The sequence below is a fragment of the Eleftheria terrae genome (assembly GCF_030419005.1).
In the GTDB taxonomy this organism is placed as follows: Bacteria; Pseudomonadota; Gammaproteobacteria; order Burkholderiales; family Burkholderiaceae_C; genus Caldimonas; species Caldimonas terrae.
This window is the reverse complement of the sequence record NZ_CP106951.1, coordinates 4,895,928-4,910,628: the sequence shown is the minus strand read 5'-3', so window position 1 is coordinate 4,910,628 and position 14,701 is coordinate 4,895,928. Positions and strand designations below refer to the sequence as shown.

Below are 14,701 nucleotides of genomic sequence, written 5' to 3'. Positions count from 1 at the left end.
GTGGCGCCCGCCACTCCTGGCCGCCCACCCCGGCCCTGCCTTGCCTGTGCCAGTCCCCCACACCCTGCCCGACCCGCCGGCCAGCCTCGACACGCTGCAGGTGCGCGACCCGCAGCTGCTGCTGCAGCAGACACTGCGCGGCTGGGACCCCGGGCAAGACCTGTGGGTCTTCGGGTATGCCTCGCTGATCTGGAATCCCGAAGTCGAGCACAGCGAATGCCGGCTGGCCGAGGTGCATGGCTGGCATCGCGCGCTGAAGATGTGGTCGCGGGTGAACCGCGGTTCCCCGCAGTTGCCAGGACTGGTGTTCGCGCTCATCTCCGGCGGCGCCTGCAAGGGCATGGTGTTGCGTGTGCCCCGGGCGTGCGCCCGCGCGGAGCTCGACCGCCTCTGGCTGCGGGAGATGCCGACCGGCGTCTACGATCCGAAGTGGCTGCATTGCCGCACGGCACAAGGCCCGGTCCAGGCGCTGGGCTTCACGCTGAGCCGGCGCAGCCCCAACTACACCGGCGAGCTGACGCCTGAGCGCCTGGTAGAGATCCTGAGGCAGGCGCGCGGCCGCTATGGCAGCACGCTCGAGTATGTGACGCGCACCGATGCCTGCCTGCGTGAGCACGGCATCCGCGACCGTGCGGTGGCTGCCGTGCTGGCCCTGGCACGCGAACATGCCCTGCTGGCTTGAGCCGGCCCACCGGCGGTGACAGCGCGCCGCCCGGCGGCCCGCCACCGCCTCACGCAGCCCTTGCTTCAGGCTCCCGGCCGCATCGGCCGGGACAGCGAGGGCGCGGCGTGGAACTGCCGCAGCCGGTGCAGGTCGTCTTCGGTGTCGAGGTCGAGCAGCACACCGGGATCGGGCACCTCGACCGCCGCAGCCGGGTAGCGCGCCACGATCCGGCGGGCGCCCTCGTCACCGGTCAGGGTCGCCAGCTCCGAAAACAGCTCGGCGGCGAAAGCCACCGGGTGGCCGCGCCGGCCTCCATGCTGCGCATAGGCCACCGGGTGGTCGGCCAAGCCGTCCACCACCGCGCGCAGGGTCTCCGGCCGCACCATCGGCATGTCGCCTGGCAGCACCAGCCAGCCGGGCGAGTCGCCGCGCGCGCGCACGCCGGCCGCAATCGAATAGCCCATGCCGAGCGGGTCGGCCGGGTCGCGGCCCCGGGCGGGCGGGTCGGGCACCACCACCACGTCGTGGCTGGCGACGTGGCTCTTGACCAGTTCGCGCAGCGCGGCGGTGGTGACGACCACCAGCGGCAGGCGACTGGCAATCACCTGCGACAGCGTGGTGCCGAGCACCGTGGAGCCTGCGAAGGCCTGGGTCAGCTTGTGGCTATGCCCTCTGAATCGCGTGCCGGCACCGGCAGCAAGGACGATCACCACCGGTACGGCATTCATCCGGGGCTCCTCTCTCGGCTGGTCAGGGGCCCTCCATGTGACGGAGGGGACGCCCACAGGATGAAAGCCCGCATTCCGCCTTGGAACTGGGATCTGCCCCTAAGGGCTAGCCCGCCCCTCAAATTTCCGGCAAGCCTTGCACAGCGATGACGTTTCTGCACCAACGGAGATTCACGCGGTCGCGAAGGGCAAATCACGCAAGCGCCGGCCGGTCAAGGTCGCCAACGCGTTCGCGAAGGCAGGGGCCAGCGGCGGCAGGCCCGGCTCGCCAATGCCGGTCGGTGCATCGGCGCTGGGCACGATGTGCACCGCCACTTCCGGCATCTGCGGCAGGCGTGGCACGGTGTAGTCGCTGAAATTGCCCTGCTGCACGACGCCGTCTTTCAGCGTGATGGCGGCGCCCGGCAAGGTGGTGCCCAGCGCCATCAGCGCCGCGCCCTGGACCTGCGCTTCCACCGTGAGCGGATTGACCGCGAAATTGCAATGCACGCCGGCCGTCGCCCGGTGCAGCACCGGCTGGCCTTCCCGCATCGACGCTTCGACGACCCAGGCCACCACCGAGCCGAACGACTCGTGCACCGCAACGCCCCAGGCGCGGCCCGCCGGCAGCCGGCGCTTGCCATAGCCGGAGCGCTGCACCGCCAGCTCGAGCGCGGCCAGGTGGCGCGGATGCCGGCCACCCCACAGCCGGCGGCGGTAGGCCACCGGGTCCTGGCCGCTGGCGTGCGCGATCTCGTCCACCAGCGTCTCCATCACATAGGCCGTGTGCGTGTGGCCCACCGAGCGCCACCAGAGCACCGGCACATTGACCTGGGGATGATGCACCTCGAGCGCCAGCGGCAGGTCGTAAGGCGTGTCGACCACGCCCTCGACCGCCACGCTGTCGACGCCGTTCTTGACCATGAAGGCCTCGAACGGCGTGCCGGTGACCAGCGACTGGCCGACGATGGTGTGCTTCCACCCGAGCACCCGCCCGCTAGCATCGAAGCCAATGTCCGCACGGTGCACATGCATCGGGCGGTAGTAGCCGCCGCGCAGGTCGTCCTCACGGCTCCAGATCAGCTTCAGCGGCCCGCGGTGCCCGGCTGCCTGCCAGGCGCGGGCAACATGCGCGGCCTCCACCAGGTAGTCGGAGGTCGGCACCGCCCGCCGGCCGAAGCCGCCACCGGCCATCATCGTCACCAGTTCGACCTGCCCCACTTTCAAGCCCAGTGCCGCGGCTACCGCGGCCTGGTCCACCGTCTGGAACTGCGAGCCGGCCCAGACCTTGCAACCGCGCTCCTGCAACTCGATGACGCAGTTCAGCGGCTCCATCGGCGCATGGGCCAGATAGGGAAAGCTGTACTCCGCGGTGATGCGGCGGGGCGCCTCGGCCAGGCGGCTCAGGTCGGCCTCGCGCGCCTTCATCCCGGGTTGGCGGGCCAGCTCCCGATAACGGGCCAGCAGGCGATCGGTGTCCACCTTCTCGACGCCCGAGCTGTCCCATTCCAGCTGCAGCGCTTCCCGCCCCTGGCGGGCCGGCCAATAGCCGTCGGCCACCACCGCCACGCCGCTGGCACCGCGGTCCAGCGGCACCTTGAGAACCTCGACCACGCCGCGCACCGCGCGGGCGGCGGTGGCATCGAGCCGCGCAAGACGGGCACCGAACACCGGCGGCCGGGCAATCACCACCACCTTGCAACCGGGCGGCTTGTAGTCCATGCCGAACACCTGGCGACCGCTGGACTTGGCTGCCGCATCCAGCCGCGGCGTCGGCCGCCCCAGCAGCCGAAAGTCCTGCGGCGCCTTCAGCGTCACCGCCTGCGGCACCGGCTGACGCATGGCGTCCTGCGCCAGTTCGCCGAAGGTGGCCTGCTGGCCGGCGGCCGTGACCACCCCGTCACGCACCTGCACCTGCGAGGCCGGCACCGACCAGCGCTGCGCCGCGGCGGCCACGAACATGGCCCGCGCGCGGGCGCCCAGTTCACGGTACTGGTTCCAGGAACTGCGCACCGAGTTCGAGCCGCCCGTCATCTGCAGGTGGAAGTTCGGGTCCTTGTAGGCGTCGCCAGCTGGCGCCAGCTCGCCGCGCACCTGGCTCCAGTCCGCATCCAGCTCCTCGGCCACCAGCATCGGCAACGCGGTTTGCACGCCCTGCCCGAAGTCCAGCCGGTTGACCTGCACCACGACGCTGCCGTCCGGCTCCACCCTCAGGAAGGCCGAGGGCTGCCGCTCTGGCGGCAGGCTGGCGGTGCTGGACGGTGGCTCGGCGGCCAGCGCCGGAAAACAGCCCAGCGCGAAACCCGAGCCGGCCGCCAGCTTCAAGAATGCACGGCGCGGCAATGCGTCGGACGACGCCGCCCGCCCGCTGGTCGAGGCGGCACCCACGCGTGTCATCAGGCGTTCATAAGACATGGCTTGCTCCTCATGCCAGCGCGGTGGCGGCGTCCTTGATGGCCGCGCGGATGCGCGCATAGGTGCCGCAGCGGCAGATGTTGCCGGCCATGGCGGCGTCGATGTCGGCATCGCTCGGCCGCGGCGTGCGACGCAGCAGGGCCGCCGCGCTCATGATCTGCCCGCTCTGGCAATAGCCGCACTGCACCACGTCATGCCGCACCCATGCCGATTGGAGCGCACGGCCGATGCGGTCGTCCGCCATTGCCTCGATGGTGGTGATGCGTTGGCGCTCGACGGCCGACAGGGGCGTGATGCACGATCGCACCGCCTCCCCGTCCAGGTGCACCGTGCAGGCGCCGCACAGCGCGGCTCCGCAGCCGAACTTGGTGCCGGTCAGGCCGAGATGGTCACGCAGCGCCCACAACACCGGGGTAGCGGGGTCGGCGTCCACCTGCACCGTGCGGCCGTTCACTTGGATGGGGATCATGCGCAGTCCTCCGGAGTGGGGCAAATGAAGCACGGCACCTTATAAGGCAGTTATTAAGAATTTGCAGCGTCGTGGCCATGGGCCGCCAGCCGCTGCGCCTCGGCGACGCCGGCCTCCCTATACTGGCGCGATGAACCGCATCGCCGACCTTCGCAAGAGCTATGAACGCGCCGAACTCGAGGAATCGGCCGCCCGCAGCGAGCCGCTGCAGCAGTTCGACGCCTGGCTGAAGGAAGCCATCGCCGCCGAAGTGCCCGAGCCGAACGCGATGACGCTGGCCACCGTGGGAGCCGACCACCGGCCCTCCACCCGCATCGTGCTGATCAAGGGCTATGACAGCCGCGGCATCGTCTGGTACACCAACTACGAGAGCCGCAAGGGCCGCGAGCTGGCCGTCAACCCCCATGCGGCGCTGCAGTTCCATTGGGTGGAGCTGGAGCGCGTGGTGCGCATCGAGGGCAAGGTGGAGAAGGTGAGCGAGCAGGAGTCGGACGACTACTTCCACTCCCGGCCGCTGGACTCCCGCCTGGGCGCCTGGGCTTCGCCGCAGAGCCAGGTGATCCCGTCCCGCGCGGTGCTGGTGGCGAACGCCGCGAAGTACAGCGCCCAGTTTGCGCTGCAGCCGCCCCGGCCGCCGCATTGGGGCGGCTTCCGCCTGGTGCCCGATACCTGGGAGTTCTGGCAGGGTCGCAAATCCCGCCTGCACGACCGGCTGCGCTACCGGCTGGAAGACAGCGGCTGGGTCAAGGAGCGCCTGGCTCCCTGACCCGCCGGCCGGCTGCGGCCGGCTCAGAAGTCCATGCGCAGGCCGACCTTCAAGGCCCGGCCGGGCAAGGGCGCGAGCTCCCGCACGGTGCGGATCGAGGCGGCGTTGTAGGCCAGCTCGTCCGTCGCATTGCTCAGCTTGGCGAACAGCAGGCCACTGCCGCGACCGGCCTTGAAGCGATAGCCCCCCGACAGGTTGAGCAGCGTGTGGCTGTCAGTGGCCACGTCGTCGTGGCTGACGCGCGACTGGCGGGCGGCATGTTCCACCTCCACCCTCGCTGTCCAGCCCCCCTTGGCATAGCCCAGGCCGATTGCCACACGGGCCGGAGCGATGCGCGGCAGCGGCTCGCCGGTATCGCGGTTGGTGGCGCGGACGGTGTCGATGCGACCATCCAGGTCCAGTGTGTAGCCGGACTCCACCAGGCGGCGCTTGCCTTCCAGCTCCAGGCCCCAGAACCGGGCCTTGACGCCTTCGAAGGCATAGACGGGCACCTCGGTGGCGTCGCCATCCTCGCCGGCCTCGCTCACCGTCTCGCCGGTGCCCTGCAGCGCGATGAAGTTGGAAAAGCGGCTGCTGTAGGCTCCGGCCTTCAGGCTGTGCGGGCCCTGCTTCCAGGCCAGCGACAGGTCGAGGTTCATGCCGCGCTCCTTGCGCTGCTCGGCGTTGCCGCGCTCATAGGCGGCAGTGGCCACATGAACGCCATCGGCAAACAGCTCGTAGAACGTCGGCGCTCGCTCGGTATGGCTCAGGCTGCCGGCCAGTTGCCAGCCTGCACCGAGTTCCAGCAGGCCGCCCACCGAGCCGCTGCGCAAGCTGAAGCTGCGCTCGCCGCCCGCGCCGAAGCGAGGTTCCTCCGCCCCGGCCGCATCCCCCCGCGACGTCACAGTGGCACGTTCGAATCGCACGCCCGCATTGAGCTTGCCCTGTGCCAGCGGCCATTCCTCCACCGCGAACAGCGCGCCCTGGCGGGTATGGGTGGCCGGCACGAACGCCTCCTCGCCCAGCGCCGAGAAGCGGGAGCGCTCGAATTGCAGCCCCAGCACACCACGCAGCGGGCCAAGCGGCGCATGCTCCAGCTCCAGGCGGCCATCGTTGCCGACCGTCTTGAAGCGGGTGCCGACCTCGCTGCCCTCGTATTCGTCATGGCCGTAGTCGGTGTGGCTGAACTGTGCCCGGACGGCCCGCAGCCAGCCGTCGAACCCGCGCACCTCGCCGGAGAATGCGTAGCGATCCCGCTTCATCTTGACTGTCACCTCGGGCTCCACCACCACGCCGTAGTCGTTCTCGTAGCGATCCACCGACATCCCGAAGTGGCCCTGCTCGAAGGTGAGGGCCGCGCCCACCGCGGCGCCACGCGCGCGGCTCGCCGAATTGGCGATGCGGTCGGTGGCCGGCAGCTCGGCGCCATCGGCCCGCGGCCTGAAGCGCGGCACATGCAGGTCGTCGGTGTCGCGATGGAAGGCATCGGCATGCACTGCCAGGCGGCCGTTACCTGCCTCCACCATGGCGCTGGCACCGCGCTCGCGATCGGCGCCACCATAGCGCAGCTCGCCGCTGCCGCCCACGCCGGTGACCGGCGCCCGTGGAATGCGGTTGTCGATGGTGTTCACCACGCCGCCCATCGCGCTGCCGCCGTACAGCAGCGCTGCCGGGCCGCGCAACACCTCGACGCGCTCGACCACCAGCGGGTCGATGGGCACTGCATGGTCGAAGCTGAGGCTGGAGGCGTCCAGTGCAGCACCGGAGTTGTTGAGCACGCGGATGCGGTCGCCGTCGAGGCCGCGGATGACCGGGCGATTGGCATTCGGCCCGAAGTAGCTGGCAGCGACACCCGGCAGGCCATTGAGCGTTTCACCGAGGGTGGAGCCACGCCGCAACTGCAGGGCCGGCCCGGACAGCACGCTGGAAGGCGCCACGGGTTCGCTCGCACGTAAGGGATTGCCGGTGACGACCACCGGCGGCAGGCGGGTGTCGGCAGCCGGCGTGGGGCCGGTGTTGGCGGTTTGTGCCTCGACGGCCAGCGAGACGAAGGCCGCGCAGGCGGCCAGGGCAGGCAGGCGCGCATCGCGCCCGGAAGAACGAAGTTTCATGATGGAAAGGCAAGGCGGGCGGCAGACTCAAGGGCTGCCGCCAGAACAAGGCAGGCGCCCGCCGGCTGCCTCTGCAGGCGGCCGGCGGGGACGGTTCATCAGGAAGCGTCAGGCCCGCGGCGGAGCGCGCGCGTCGTAGGCACGGCCGGCCGCCGGAGCGCATCCCTGCACCGGCGCCAGCAGCGGCGTGGCGCCGACCTCCAGGACCGGCAGGGCCGCCGGCTGCCAGACGCCGGCATCGCCGCTGGCCGCATGGTCATACAGCGGACAGGCGGTGTCGCCAGCCAGGTGGCCAAACAGGCTCTTCGAAACGCTCGCCTGCACCGAGGGCAGCGCGGCTGCCGACCGCGCGGCCTGCCCGCTGCCGTGGTGCACCCGGTGCGCCAGCCCCAGCGCCTGCGCCAGCAACAAGGCGGCCACCAGCAGCCAGGCGGCCGGTGCCGACAGGCGCAAGGGGCGCGAGGAAGGCGGGCGGGACATGGGCAATCGACGCTGGCCGCCGGCTCAGGCGCGGCGCAGCCGGCTGGCGAAGGTGCGGCGGAACTTCTCGACCTTCGGCGCAACGACAAACGCGCAATAGCCCTGGCCGGGATGGTTCTCGAAATAGTTCTGGTGGTAGGCCTCGGCCGGCCAGTAGTTGTCCACCGGTTCAAGCTCGGTGACCAGGGGGCCAGGCAGCGTCCCGCTGCCGGCGAGTTCGTCCATCACGGCCCGGGCCACCTCTTGCTGCTGCGGCGTCGAGACATAGATGCCGGAGCGGTACTGGGTGCCGACATCGTTGCCCTGACGGTTCAGCGTGGTCGGGTCGTGGATGACAAAGAAGATCTCCAGCAGCTCACGCAGCGAGATGCGGCCGGGATCGAACTCCAGCCGCACCACCTCCGCATGCCCGGTCTCGCCGCTGCAGACCTGTTCATAGCTCGGCTGCACGACCGCCCCGTTCGAATAACCCGACTCCACGTCGAGCACGCCGTCGACGCGGTCAAAGACGGCCTCCAGGCACCAGAAGCAGCCGCCGGCCAGGTAGATGGTTTCGCGCCGGCCCGACCCGGCAGATGTTTGGCTGTGGTCGTTGTGGTCCATGGGCACCCTTGATGGAGCTTGCACTCGCGGCTGACGCGGTGCACGCCGAGCATAGCAGGCCACGCAAGAGGCGTCGTGGTGCCCCGGGCGTCATTGCGATCACCGACATTCACCTCCTGCAACAGCATCATGCAGCGGTTTCCCCACAATCGCTGCCCATCGTGCCCAGCACCAGCAAGACCAGCTTTGACCTCATCGTCGTCGGTGGCGGCCCGGCGGGATCGGCCGCGGCATGCACCGCGGCGCGCCAAGGACTGAGGGTGGCCTTGCTGGACCAGGCACGCTTCCCGCGCGACAAACTGTGCGGCGGGCTGCTCACCTTGCGCGCGGCCAAGGTCTACGCCAGCGTCTTCGATCGAGGCTGGGACGACACGATCGAAGCCCGGGCCCACGGACTGCGCCTGTTCGGCCGGCAAGGCCACCTGCTCAATGAAGTGCATGACCGGCAGTTGCTGCAGTTCACCTGCCGCAGTCGCTTCGACCATTTGTTGCTGCAGCAGGCCGAAGCGGCGGGCGTGCAGCTCCACCTTGGCCAGCGCGTGCGCCATATCAACGCCGGCGAGGCCGCCGTGCAGCTGGACGACGGCCGCCGCTTCAGCGCACGCGCCCTGATCGGTGCCGACGGCGTACGCAGCGCCGTCGCCCGTGGCCTGTTCGGCCGCTCCTTCAATCCCGACACGATTGCGCTGGGCCTGGAGATGGAAGTCCCGCGGGAGTTCGAGGGTGCCGATGGAGTGAGCGCGCCGGAGATCCACCTCGGCGTCGCACGCTGGGGCTATGGCTGGATCTTTCCCAAGCGCGAGACGCTGACGGTGGGCTTGGGTGGCCTGCTGCCGCACAACCCGCGGCTGCGCCAGGACTTCGAGGCTTTCGTGCAGCGGCGCTTCCTGGGCCTGCCGGCGGCGCGCATCAAGGGCCATCACATTCCTTATGGCGACTGCCTGAGAACGCCAGGCCGCGACCGGGTGATCCTGTGCGGCGACGCCGCCGGTCTGGTGGAGCCCATCACCGGCGAAGGCATTGCCTTCGCGATGCTCAGTGGCCGCGAGGCCGCGCTCTCGGTGCAGGAGGCGCTGGGGAAGTCGGGCTCGCCGCTGGCGGCCTACCTGCCACGTTACCGCCGGCTGGTGGCCGACTTCCGCATTGCACGCGGCCTGCGCCAGCTGATGTTTCCACGAGCGTGCGAGGCCTTGTTCCTGTACGCATTGCCTCGGCTGCGCCACGCGCCCGCCCGCCACATGGACCTGATGGCCGACGAACTGGGCTATCCGGCGTATGCCCGCTACATCGCCGCTAGCGTGTTGACCCGCGGCTGGCGTAAGCTGCTGCCCTTTTAAGCTCTCGCTTGCCATGCTGGACGTCCTCGCCCCCTACAAACCGGTGCTGACCGCGCTGCTGCTGCCACCGGCTTCGCTGATCGTGCTCATGCTCATCGGCGTCCGGCAGATCCTGCCGCGCCGGGTGCTCGGTGCCACGCTGGTGCTGCTGAGCGCACTGGCCATGTGGCTGACCTCCACGCACGGCTTCGCCCGGCTGCTGCAGACCTACGTGCTGCGCGCGCCGGAGGCGCTCGGCCCGATCGACCTGGAGCAGCTGCAGAACGAAGTGAAGACCCACGCCAAGAGCGGTGGCAAGGACGGCGGCATCGCCGTGATCGTGCTGGGCGGTGGCATGAAGCCGCGGGCGCCGGAGTATGGCGTCTCCGACCTGACGCCCACTTCCTTCGAGCGCCTGCGCTATGGCGTCTGGTTGTCGCGCACCTTGAACCTGCCGCTGGGTTTCTCCGGCGGCCTGGGCTGGGCCCAGGCCAATGAAAGCCCGGCCGAAGCCCGCATTGCCGAGCGCATCGTGCAGCAGGAATACGGCCGCAGCCTCCGCTGGATCGAGGACCAGTCGCGCGACACCCGTGAAAACGCCCGGCGCACCGCGCCCTTGCTCAAGGAGTCGGGGGTGCGCAAGGTGTTGCTGGTGACCCATGGATGGCACATGCGCCGCGCGGTGCGCGCGTTCGAGGAGGCGCTGGGCGCCGACGTCACCGTCACGGCGGCACCGGTCGGGGTCTTCGCACGCCGTCGCATGGAGGCGACCGACTGGCTGCCCAGCACCGAAGGGCTGCAGCAGAACCGCATCGCCCTGCGCGAGTTGCTCGGCCTGGCAGCCGGCAGCTGAGCCTCCGGGCCGCTGGACGGCCCGGGCAAAAGAAGCCGCCCCGTCCTGTCGTCCTCCGGCCGACAGCCGGACGGGCGCAGCTGCGTGAACATCGCGTGGGTTTCCTTGAGAAAGGTAAGACGCATGGATGGACACGCCCTTCGCGGCTGGCTGGCCGATACCGAGCTGCTCGGCATTTCCCTTGGCAACTGGGCACTGGTGTGTGCCGCCACGCTCGGCAGCTATCTGGCCATGAGCCTCGCGCTCAGCCTCGCCACCCGGCGCGCGCGCGCCATTTCCAGCCGGGGCGGGCACCGCATCGACGGCTTCCTGGTCGACCTGCTCAGCCATACCAGTCGCAGCCTGATCGCCGTGGCGGCCCTGCTGATCGGCCTCGGCCTGCTCGACCTGCCGGAGCGCTGGAGCGCACGTGTCGGCCACCTCTGGTTCGTCGCGCTGGCGCTGCAGTTCGCGCTGTGGGCCAATCGTGCGGTGAGCATCGGCCTGCAACGCTATGTCGAGCGGCATGCGTCGGCCGGCATGACGCAGGTCAGCGCCTCTGCCACCCTGATGTCCTGGGGCCTGCGAACGCTGCTGTGGGCAGTGGCGCTGCTGGCCATGCTGTCGAACATGGGGGTCAACATCACCGCCTTCGTGGCCAGCCTTGGGGTCGGCGGCATCGCGGTGGCGCTGGCGGTGCAGAACGTGCTGGGAGATCTGTTCGCCTCGCTGTCCATCGCGGTGGACAAGCCGTTCGAGGTGGGCGACTTCATCGTTGTCAACGGCACGTCGGGCACCGTCGAGCATGTCGGGGTGAAGAGCACGCGCATCCGGGCCCTGAGCGGCGAGCAGGTGGTGGTCTCCAACACCGACCTGCTGAAGCAGACCATCAGCAACTACAAGCGGCTGACCGAGCGCCGCATCGTCTTCAAGTTCGGCGTCACCTACGACACCACGCCCGAGCAGGCAGAGGCCATTCCGGCGCTGGTCAAGCGCATCGTCGAAACGAACGACAAGGTGCGCTTCGACCGCGCGCACCTGCAGGGCTTCGGCGAGAGCTCGCTCGACTACGAGGTGGTCTACATCGTCCTTGATCCAGGCTACAACTTGTACATGGACCTGCAGCAGAAGATCAACCTCGACCTGATGCGCGGCCTGCAGGAACTGGGCGTGGAATTCGCCTTCCCGACCCGTACCGTGATCGTCAGGGAGTCGTCGAGAGGCACCGACAGCGCCGAGGCAGAACCGCATCGGCCGAGTCGCGGCAACGGATTCGAGCGACCGCCGTCGCGCTCGATGCAATGACACACCGGCGCCGCGGGCCCTGCAAATAGAAACCCCTCCGGGCCTCGAAGGCCGGGAGGGGCCGTGGTTCACACCACATCGGAGCGCCGAAGTTTTGAAGTCCGGGACTCCTGCGCGCAGAGACTGCGCAATTGAAATGCCTGCAAAGCAGACGACTCAAAGATACGCAGTCCCCCGGGTTTGATCAAGTGCGGCTTTCCAATGAACCGCGAGAAATTCATTGGGGCTGCTGATGGCCGCGGGGCAGGCAGTGCGTGCCCCGCGGTCATGTCGGCTCAACCCGCCATCAGGCGGCCGAACAGATCCTCCACCCGGCGTTCGACCTCCACGTCCATCGTGATCAGCCGGCCCCATTCACGGTCGCTCTCGCCGGGCCATTTGTTGGTCGCGTCCAGTCCCATCTTGCCGCCCAGGCCGGAGACCGGCGAGGCGAAGTCCAGGTAGTCGATCGGCGTGTTGCTCACCAGGGTGGTGTCGCGGCCCGGGTCCACGCGGGTGGTGATGGCCCAGATCACGTCCTTCCAGTCGCGGATGTTGACGTCCTCGTCGGTCACCACGATGAACTTGGTGTACATGAACTGCCGCAGGAAGCTCCACAGGCCGAACATCAGGCGCTTGGCATGCCCCGGGTAGCTCTTCTTGATGCTGATGATGGCCATCCGGTAGCTGCAACCCTCAGGCGGCAGGTAGAAGTCGACGATCTCCGGGAACTGCTTCTGCAGGATCGGCACGAAGACCTCGTTCAAGGCCACGCCGAGCACGGCCGGCTCGTCCGGCGGCTTGCCGGTGTAGGTGGAGTGGTAGATCGGGTTCTGGCGCATCGTGATGCGCTGGACCTCGAACACCGGAAACCAGTCTTGCTCGTTGTAGTAGCCCGTGTGGTCTCCATAGGGGCCTTCCAGCGCATGAAGGTAGCCGCCTTTTTCCTTCACCGGCACCCCATGCTCGGAGTGGCCCTCGAAACCCGGCGGAGCCACCGGGATGTGGCCTTCCAGCACGATCTCGGCACTGGCCGGCACCTGAAGGCGTGCCTCTCCTTCACCGACGCCACAGGCGACCACCTCGGTGCGGCTGCCACGCAGCAAGCCCGCGAATTGGTACTCGCTGAGGCTGTCGGGCACTGGCGTGACCGCGCCGAGGATAGTGGCCGGGTCAGCGCCCAGCGCCACCGCGATCGGGAAGGGCTGACCGGGGTTGGCAAGCGCGAACTCGCGGAAATCGAGTGCCCCGCCCCGGTGAGCCAGCCAGCGCATGATGAGCTGGCGGCGCCCGATCACCTGCTGCCGGTAGATGCCCAGGTTCTGTCGCCGCCGCGGCTGCGGCACCTGCTGAGGTCCGCGGGTGATGACCAGACCCCAGGTGACCAGCGGCGCCACGTCGCCGGGCCAGCAATGCTGCACGGGCAGGCGGCCAAGGTCGACCTCCTCGCCCTGCCACACCTCTTCTTGGCACGGCGCAGAGCGCCGCTCGGCCGGCTTCATGTCCCACAAGGCCTTGCCCATCTGCAGCAGCCGCCCGGCGTCTTTCAGGCCGCGCGGCGGCTCTGGCTCCTTCAGGGTGGCCAGCAGCTGTCCGATCTGCCGCAACTCGGAGACGTCCTCGGCGCCCATCCCCAGGGCCACACGTTTGGGGGTACCGAACAGATTCGCCAGCACCGGGATGCGGTGCCCCACCGGCTGCTCGAACAGCAGTGCCGGGCCGCCGGCTTTCAGCACGCGGTCGCCGAGGGCCGTCATCTCCAGCCGAGTGGAGACTGGCTCACCCACGCGCTTGAGCTCCCCGAGCGACTCCAGGCCGTGAACAAACTCACGCAGATCCCGATACTTCATAACGAAGAGGAATTAAAAGCTATTTCTAAATGCTTGACTGGTTATGAGCGGCCTCCATAGAATCCGCCCGTTCCCCACCCAAGGGATTACCCGCACCGGTCACCCGGTGCGACGCTGCCGATGCAATCAGCCGCCGTCCGCGTCCCGCCTTCTGCGGAGACGCCTAGCGTAGACGCGGCGCATTATCGCTGTCGGGTCCGGCCGCCCTGCTCCATGGAGCCTGTGCGATGCCGGTCCGGCGGAAGGAAAGGAGTGACATGACAGCGTGGGACTCAGTGCAAGCCGCGGTTGGCCGCGCCTGCACCGCAAGCGCCGCCTCAGTGGCGGTGTTCTGTCAAGACGTGGGCCATGGCTTGCTGGAGATCTGCCACAACGGCCTGGCATTCGTGGGCCTGGTGGTTCTGGCCGGCGCCCTGTTCTTCGCCGGTCGTGCCGACCTCCGGCATGCGCTGGAGATGCAGGCACTCGGCTGGCTGCAGGCGCGCCAGGAAGCGCGCGTGGAAGCATCGCCCGAGGCCTTCCTGGCCAGCATGATGGAGCCCGAGGCCATCCAGCGTGCGACGGCGGTCGATCCTTCCGAGCTGACCCGGCAGCAGGCGGCCGTGGCCCAGTGGCTGTCGCGCCGCTACCGGGTGGCGCCGGAGCCGGTGGCACGGCTGGTGAAGGAAGCGTGGCACGTCGGCGGGCGCACCGGGATCGAGCCGACGTTGATCCTGGCCATCATGGCGGTCGAATCGAGCTTCAATCCCTTTGCCCAGAGCTCGGTCGGCGCGCAGGGCCTGATGCAGGTGATGACCCGCGTGCATGACGACAAGTACGAGCGCTTCGGCGGCAACCACGCGGCCTTCGATCCAGTCACCAACCTGCGGGTTGGCGTGCAGGTGCTGAAGGAATGCATTGCGCGCGCCGGCAGCCTGGAAGGCGGGCTGCGCTACTACGTCGGCGCCGCCAACCTGCAGGACGACGGCGGCTATGCGGCCAAGGTGCTGTCGGAGCAGGCGCACTTGCGCAATGTCGCGGCCGGTCGCCAGGTGCCGGTGTCCGCCCCTCAGATGCTGCAGGCGGTGCACGCGCCGGCACCAGCCTCTGCGCCTGCGACCGCGGAGGTGCCTGCCACCGAGGCCGGCGAGCCAGAGCAACTGGCCCTGGTGCGTTGACCCCTTTGGCAGCCCTGCCTGCCGCCATAGCAAGCCGGCCCGTTGCGGGCCGTTTTCATTGACGCGCG

13 protein-coding genes are annotated in these 14,701 nt (G+C 69.2%); 6 read left to right on the top strand and 7 right to left on the bottom strand.

From position 1 onward, the window contains the following. Positions 1 to 46: 46 nt before the first annotated feature. Positions 47 to 682 (top strand): gamma-glutamylcyclotransferase, encoded by a 636-nt coding sequence (locus N7L95_RS21950; protein ID WP_363324853.1) that lies wholly within the window; start codon positions 47 to 49, stop codon positions 680 to 682. 65 nt (positions 683 to 747) lie between these two features. Here N7L95_RS21950 and N7L95_RS21945 read toward each other — a convergent pair whose 3' ends face one another. The 3 genes from N7L95_RS21945 to N7L95_RS21935 form a co-directional block, all read right to left on the bottom strand. After that, on the bottom strand, positions 748 to 1,392 hold the full coding sequence (locus N7L95_RS21945; protein ID WP_301257374.1) for a nucleotidyltransferase family protein: 645 nt from the start codon (positions 1,390 to 1,392) through the stop codon (positions 748 to 750). A gap of 171 nt (positions 1,393 to 1,563) precedes the next feature. Next, positions 1,564 to 3,786 carry a xanthine dehydrogenase family protein molybdopterin-binding subunit gene (locus tag N7L95_RS21940; protein WP_435870037.1) on the bottom strand — a complete coding sequence of 741 codons (2,223 nt, stop codon included), beginning with the start codon at positions 3,784 to 3,786 and terminating at the stop codon, positions 1,564 to 1,566. Between the two features lie 10 nt (positions 3,787 to 3,796). Then, complete coding sequence (locus tag N7L95_RS21935; protein WP_301257373.1) at positions 3,797 to 4,255, bottom strand: (2Fe-2S)-binding protein; 459 nt, start codon at positions 4,253 to 4,255, stop codon at positions 3,797 to 3,799. A gap of 130 nt (positions 4,256 to 4,385) precedes the next feature. Between N7L95_RS21935 and pdxH the strand changes: the two genes are divergently transcribed. Continuing rightward, positions 4,386 to 5,021 carry a pyridoxamine 5'-phosphate oxidase gene (gene pdxH / locus N7L95_RS21930; protein WP_301257372.1) on the top strand — a complete coding sequence of 212 codons (636 nt, stop codon included), beginning with the start codon at positions 4,386 to 4,388 and terminating at the stop codon, positions 5,019 to 5,021. A gap of 23 nt (positions 5,022 to 5,044) precedes the next feature. On the opposite strand, the gene N7L95_RS21925 is transcribed toward pdxH, so the two are convergent. The 3 genes from N7L95_RS21925 to msrA all read right to left on the bottom strand — a co-directional run bounded on the left by N7L95_RS21925 (position 5,045) and on the right by msrA (position 8,194). Further along, positions 5,045 to 7,111, bottom strand: a complete 2,067-nt coding sequence (locus N7L95_RS21925; RefSeq protein ID WP_301257371.1) for a TonB-dependent receptor — start codon at positions 7,109 to 7,111, stop codon at positions 5,045 to 5,047. A gap of 108 nt (positions 7,112 to 7,219) precedes the next feature. Then, the gene (locus N7L95_RS21920; RefSeq protein ID WP_301257370.1) at positions 7,220 to 7,591 is read right to left on the bottom strand and encodes a hypothetical protein; all 372 of its coding nucleotides are present in this window, start codon (positions 7,589 to 7,591) and stop codon (positions 7,220 to 7,222) included. Between the two features lie 24 nt (positions 7,592 to 7,615). Beyond that, positions 7,616 to 8,194: a peptide-methionine (S)-S-oxide reductase MsrA gene (gene msrA / locus N7L95_RS21915; RefSeq protein WP_301257369.1), complete on the bottom strand. Its 579-nt coding sequence runs from the start codon at positions 8,192 to 8,194 to the stop codon at positions 7,616 to 7,618. 161 nt (positions 8,195 to 8,355) lie between these two features. Here msrA and N7L95_RS21910 point away from each other — a divergent pair, with 161 nt between their 5' ends. The 3 genes from N7L95_RS21910 to N7L95_RS21900 all read left to right on the top strand — a co-directional run bounded on the left by N7L95_RS21910 (position 8,356) and on the right by N7L95_RS21900 (position 11,647). After that, positions 8,356 to 9,531, top strand: a complete 1,176-nt coding sequence (locus N7L95_RS21910; RefSeq protein ID WP_301257368.1) for an NAD(P)/FAD-dependent oxidoreductase — start codon at positions 8,356 to 8,358, stop codon at positions 9,529 to 9,531. Between the two features lie 13 nt (positions 9,532 to 9,544). Then, positions 9,545 to 10,363, top strand: coding sequence for a YdcF family protein (locus N7L95_RS21905; RefSeq protein ID WP_301257367.1), 819 nt, complete (start codon positions 9,545 to 9,547; stop codon positions 10,361 to 10,363). 123 nt (positions 10,364 to 10,486) lie between these two features. Beyond that, on the top strand, positions 10,487 to 11,647 hold the full coding sequence (locus N7L95_RS21900; RefSeq protein ID WP_301257366.1) for a mechanosensitive ion channel family protein: 1,161 nt from the start codon (positions 10,487 to 10,489) through the stop codon (positions 11,645 to 11,647). 275 nt (positions 11,648 to 11,922) lie between these two features. Here the strand turns inward: N7L95_RS21900 and ubiD are convergent, their stop codons facing one another. Beyond that, on the bottom strand, positions 11,923 to 13,476 hold the full coding sequence (gene ubiD, locus N7L95_RS21895) for a 4-hydroxy-3-polyprenylbenzoate decarboxylase (protein ID WP_301257365.1): 1,554 nt from the start codon (positions 13,474 to 13,476) through the stop codon (positions 11,923 to 11,925). 257 nt (positions 13,477 to 13,733) lie between these two features. On the opposite strand from ubiD, the gene N7L95_RS21890 reads away from it, so the two are divergent. Next, complete coding sequence (locus N7L95_RS21890) at positions 13,734 to 14,633, top strand: lytic transglycosylase domain-containing protein (RefSeq protein ID WP_301257364.1); 900 nt, start codon at positions 13,734 to 13,736, stop codon at positions 14,631 to 14,633. Positions 14,634 to 14,701: the final 68 nt, after the last annotated feature.

Coding starts and splice junctions, on each gene's coding strand:
- N7L95_RS21945 (WP_301257374.1), bottom strand. CDS start 1,392: ATGAATGCCGTACCGGTGGTGATCGTCCTTGCTGCCGGTGCCGGCACG.
- N7L95_RS21940 (WP_435870037.1), bottom strand. CDS start 3,786: ATGTCTTATGAACGCCTGATGACACGCGTGGGTGCCGCCTCGACCAGC.
- N7L95_RS21935 (WP_301257373.1), bottom strand. CDS start 4,255: ATGATCCCCATCCAAGTGAACGGCCGCACGGTGCAGGTGGACGCCGAC.
- pdxH (WP_301257372.1), top strand. CDS start 4,386: ATGAACCGCATCGCCGACCTTCGCAAGAGCTATGAACGCGCCGAACTC.
- N7L95_RS21925 (WP_301257371.1), bottom strand. CDS start 7,111: ATGAAACTTCGTTCTTCCGGGCGCGATGCGCGCCTGCCTGCCCTGGCC.
- N7L95_RS21920 (WP_301257370.1), bottom strand. CDS start 7,591: ATGTCCCGCCCGCCTTCCTCGCGCCCCTTGCGCCTGTCGGCACCGGCC.
- msrA (WP_301257369.1), bottom strand. CDS start 8,194: ATGGACCACAACGACCACAGCCAAACATCTGCCGGGTCGGGCCGGCGC.
- N7L95_RS21905 (WP_301257367.1), top strand. CDS start 9,545: ATGCTGGACGTCCTCGCCCCCTACAAACCGGTGCTGACCGCGCTGCTG.
- N7L95_RS21900 (WP_301257366.1), top strand. CDS start 10,487: ATGGATGGACACGCCCTTCGCGGCTGGCTGGCCGATACCGAGCTGCTC.
- ubiD (WP_301257365.1), bottom strand. CDS start 13,476: ATGAAGTATCGGGATCTGCGTGAGTTTGTTCACGGCCTGGAGTCGCTC.
- N7L95_RS21890 (WP_301257364.1), top strand. CDS start 13,734: ATGACAGCGTGGGACTCAGTGCAAGCCGCGGTTGGCCGCGCCTGCACC.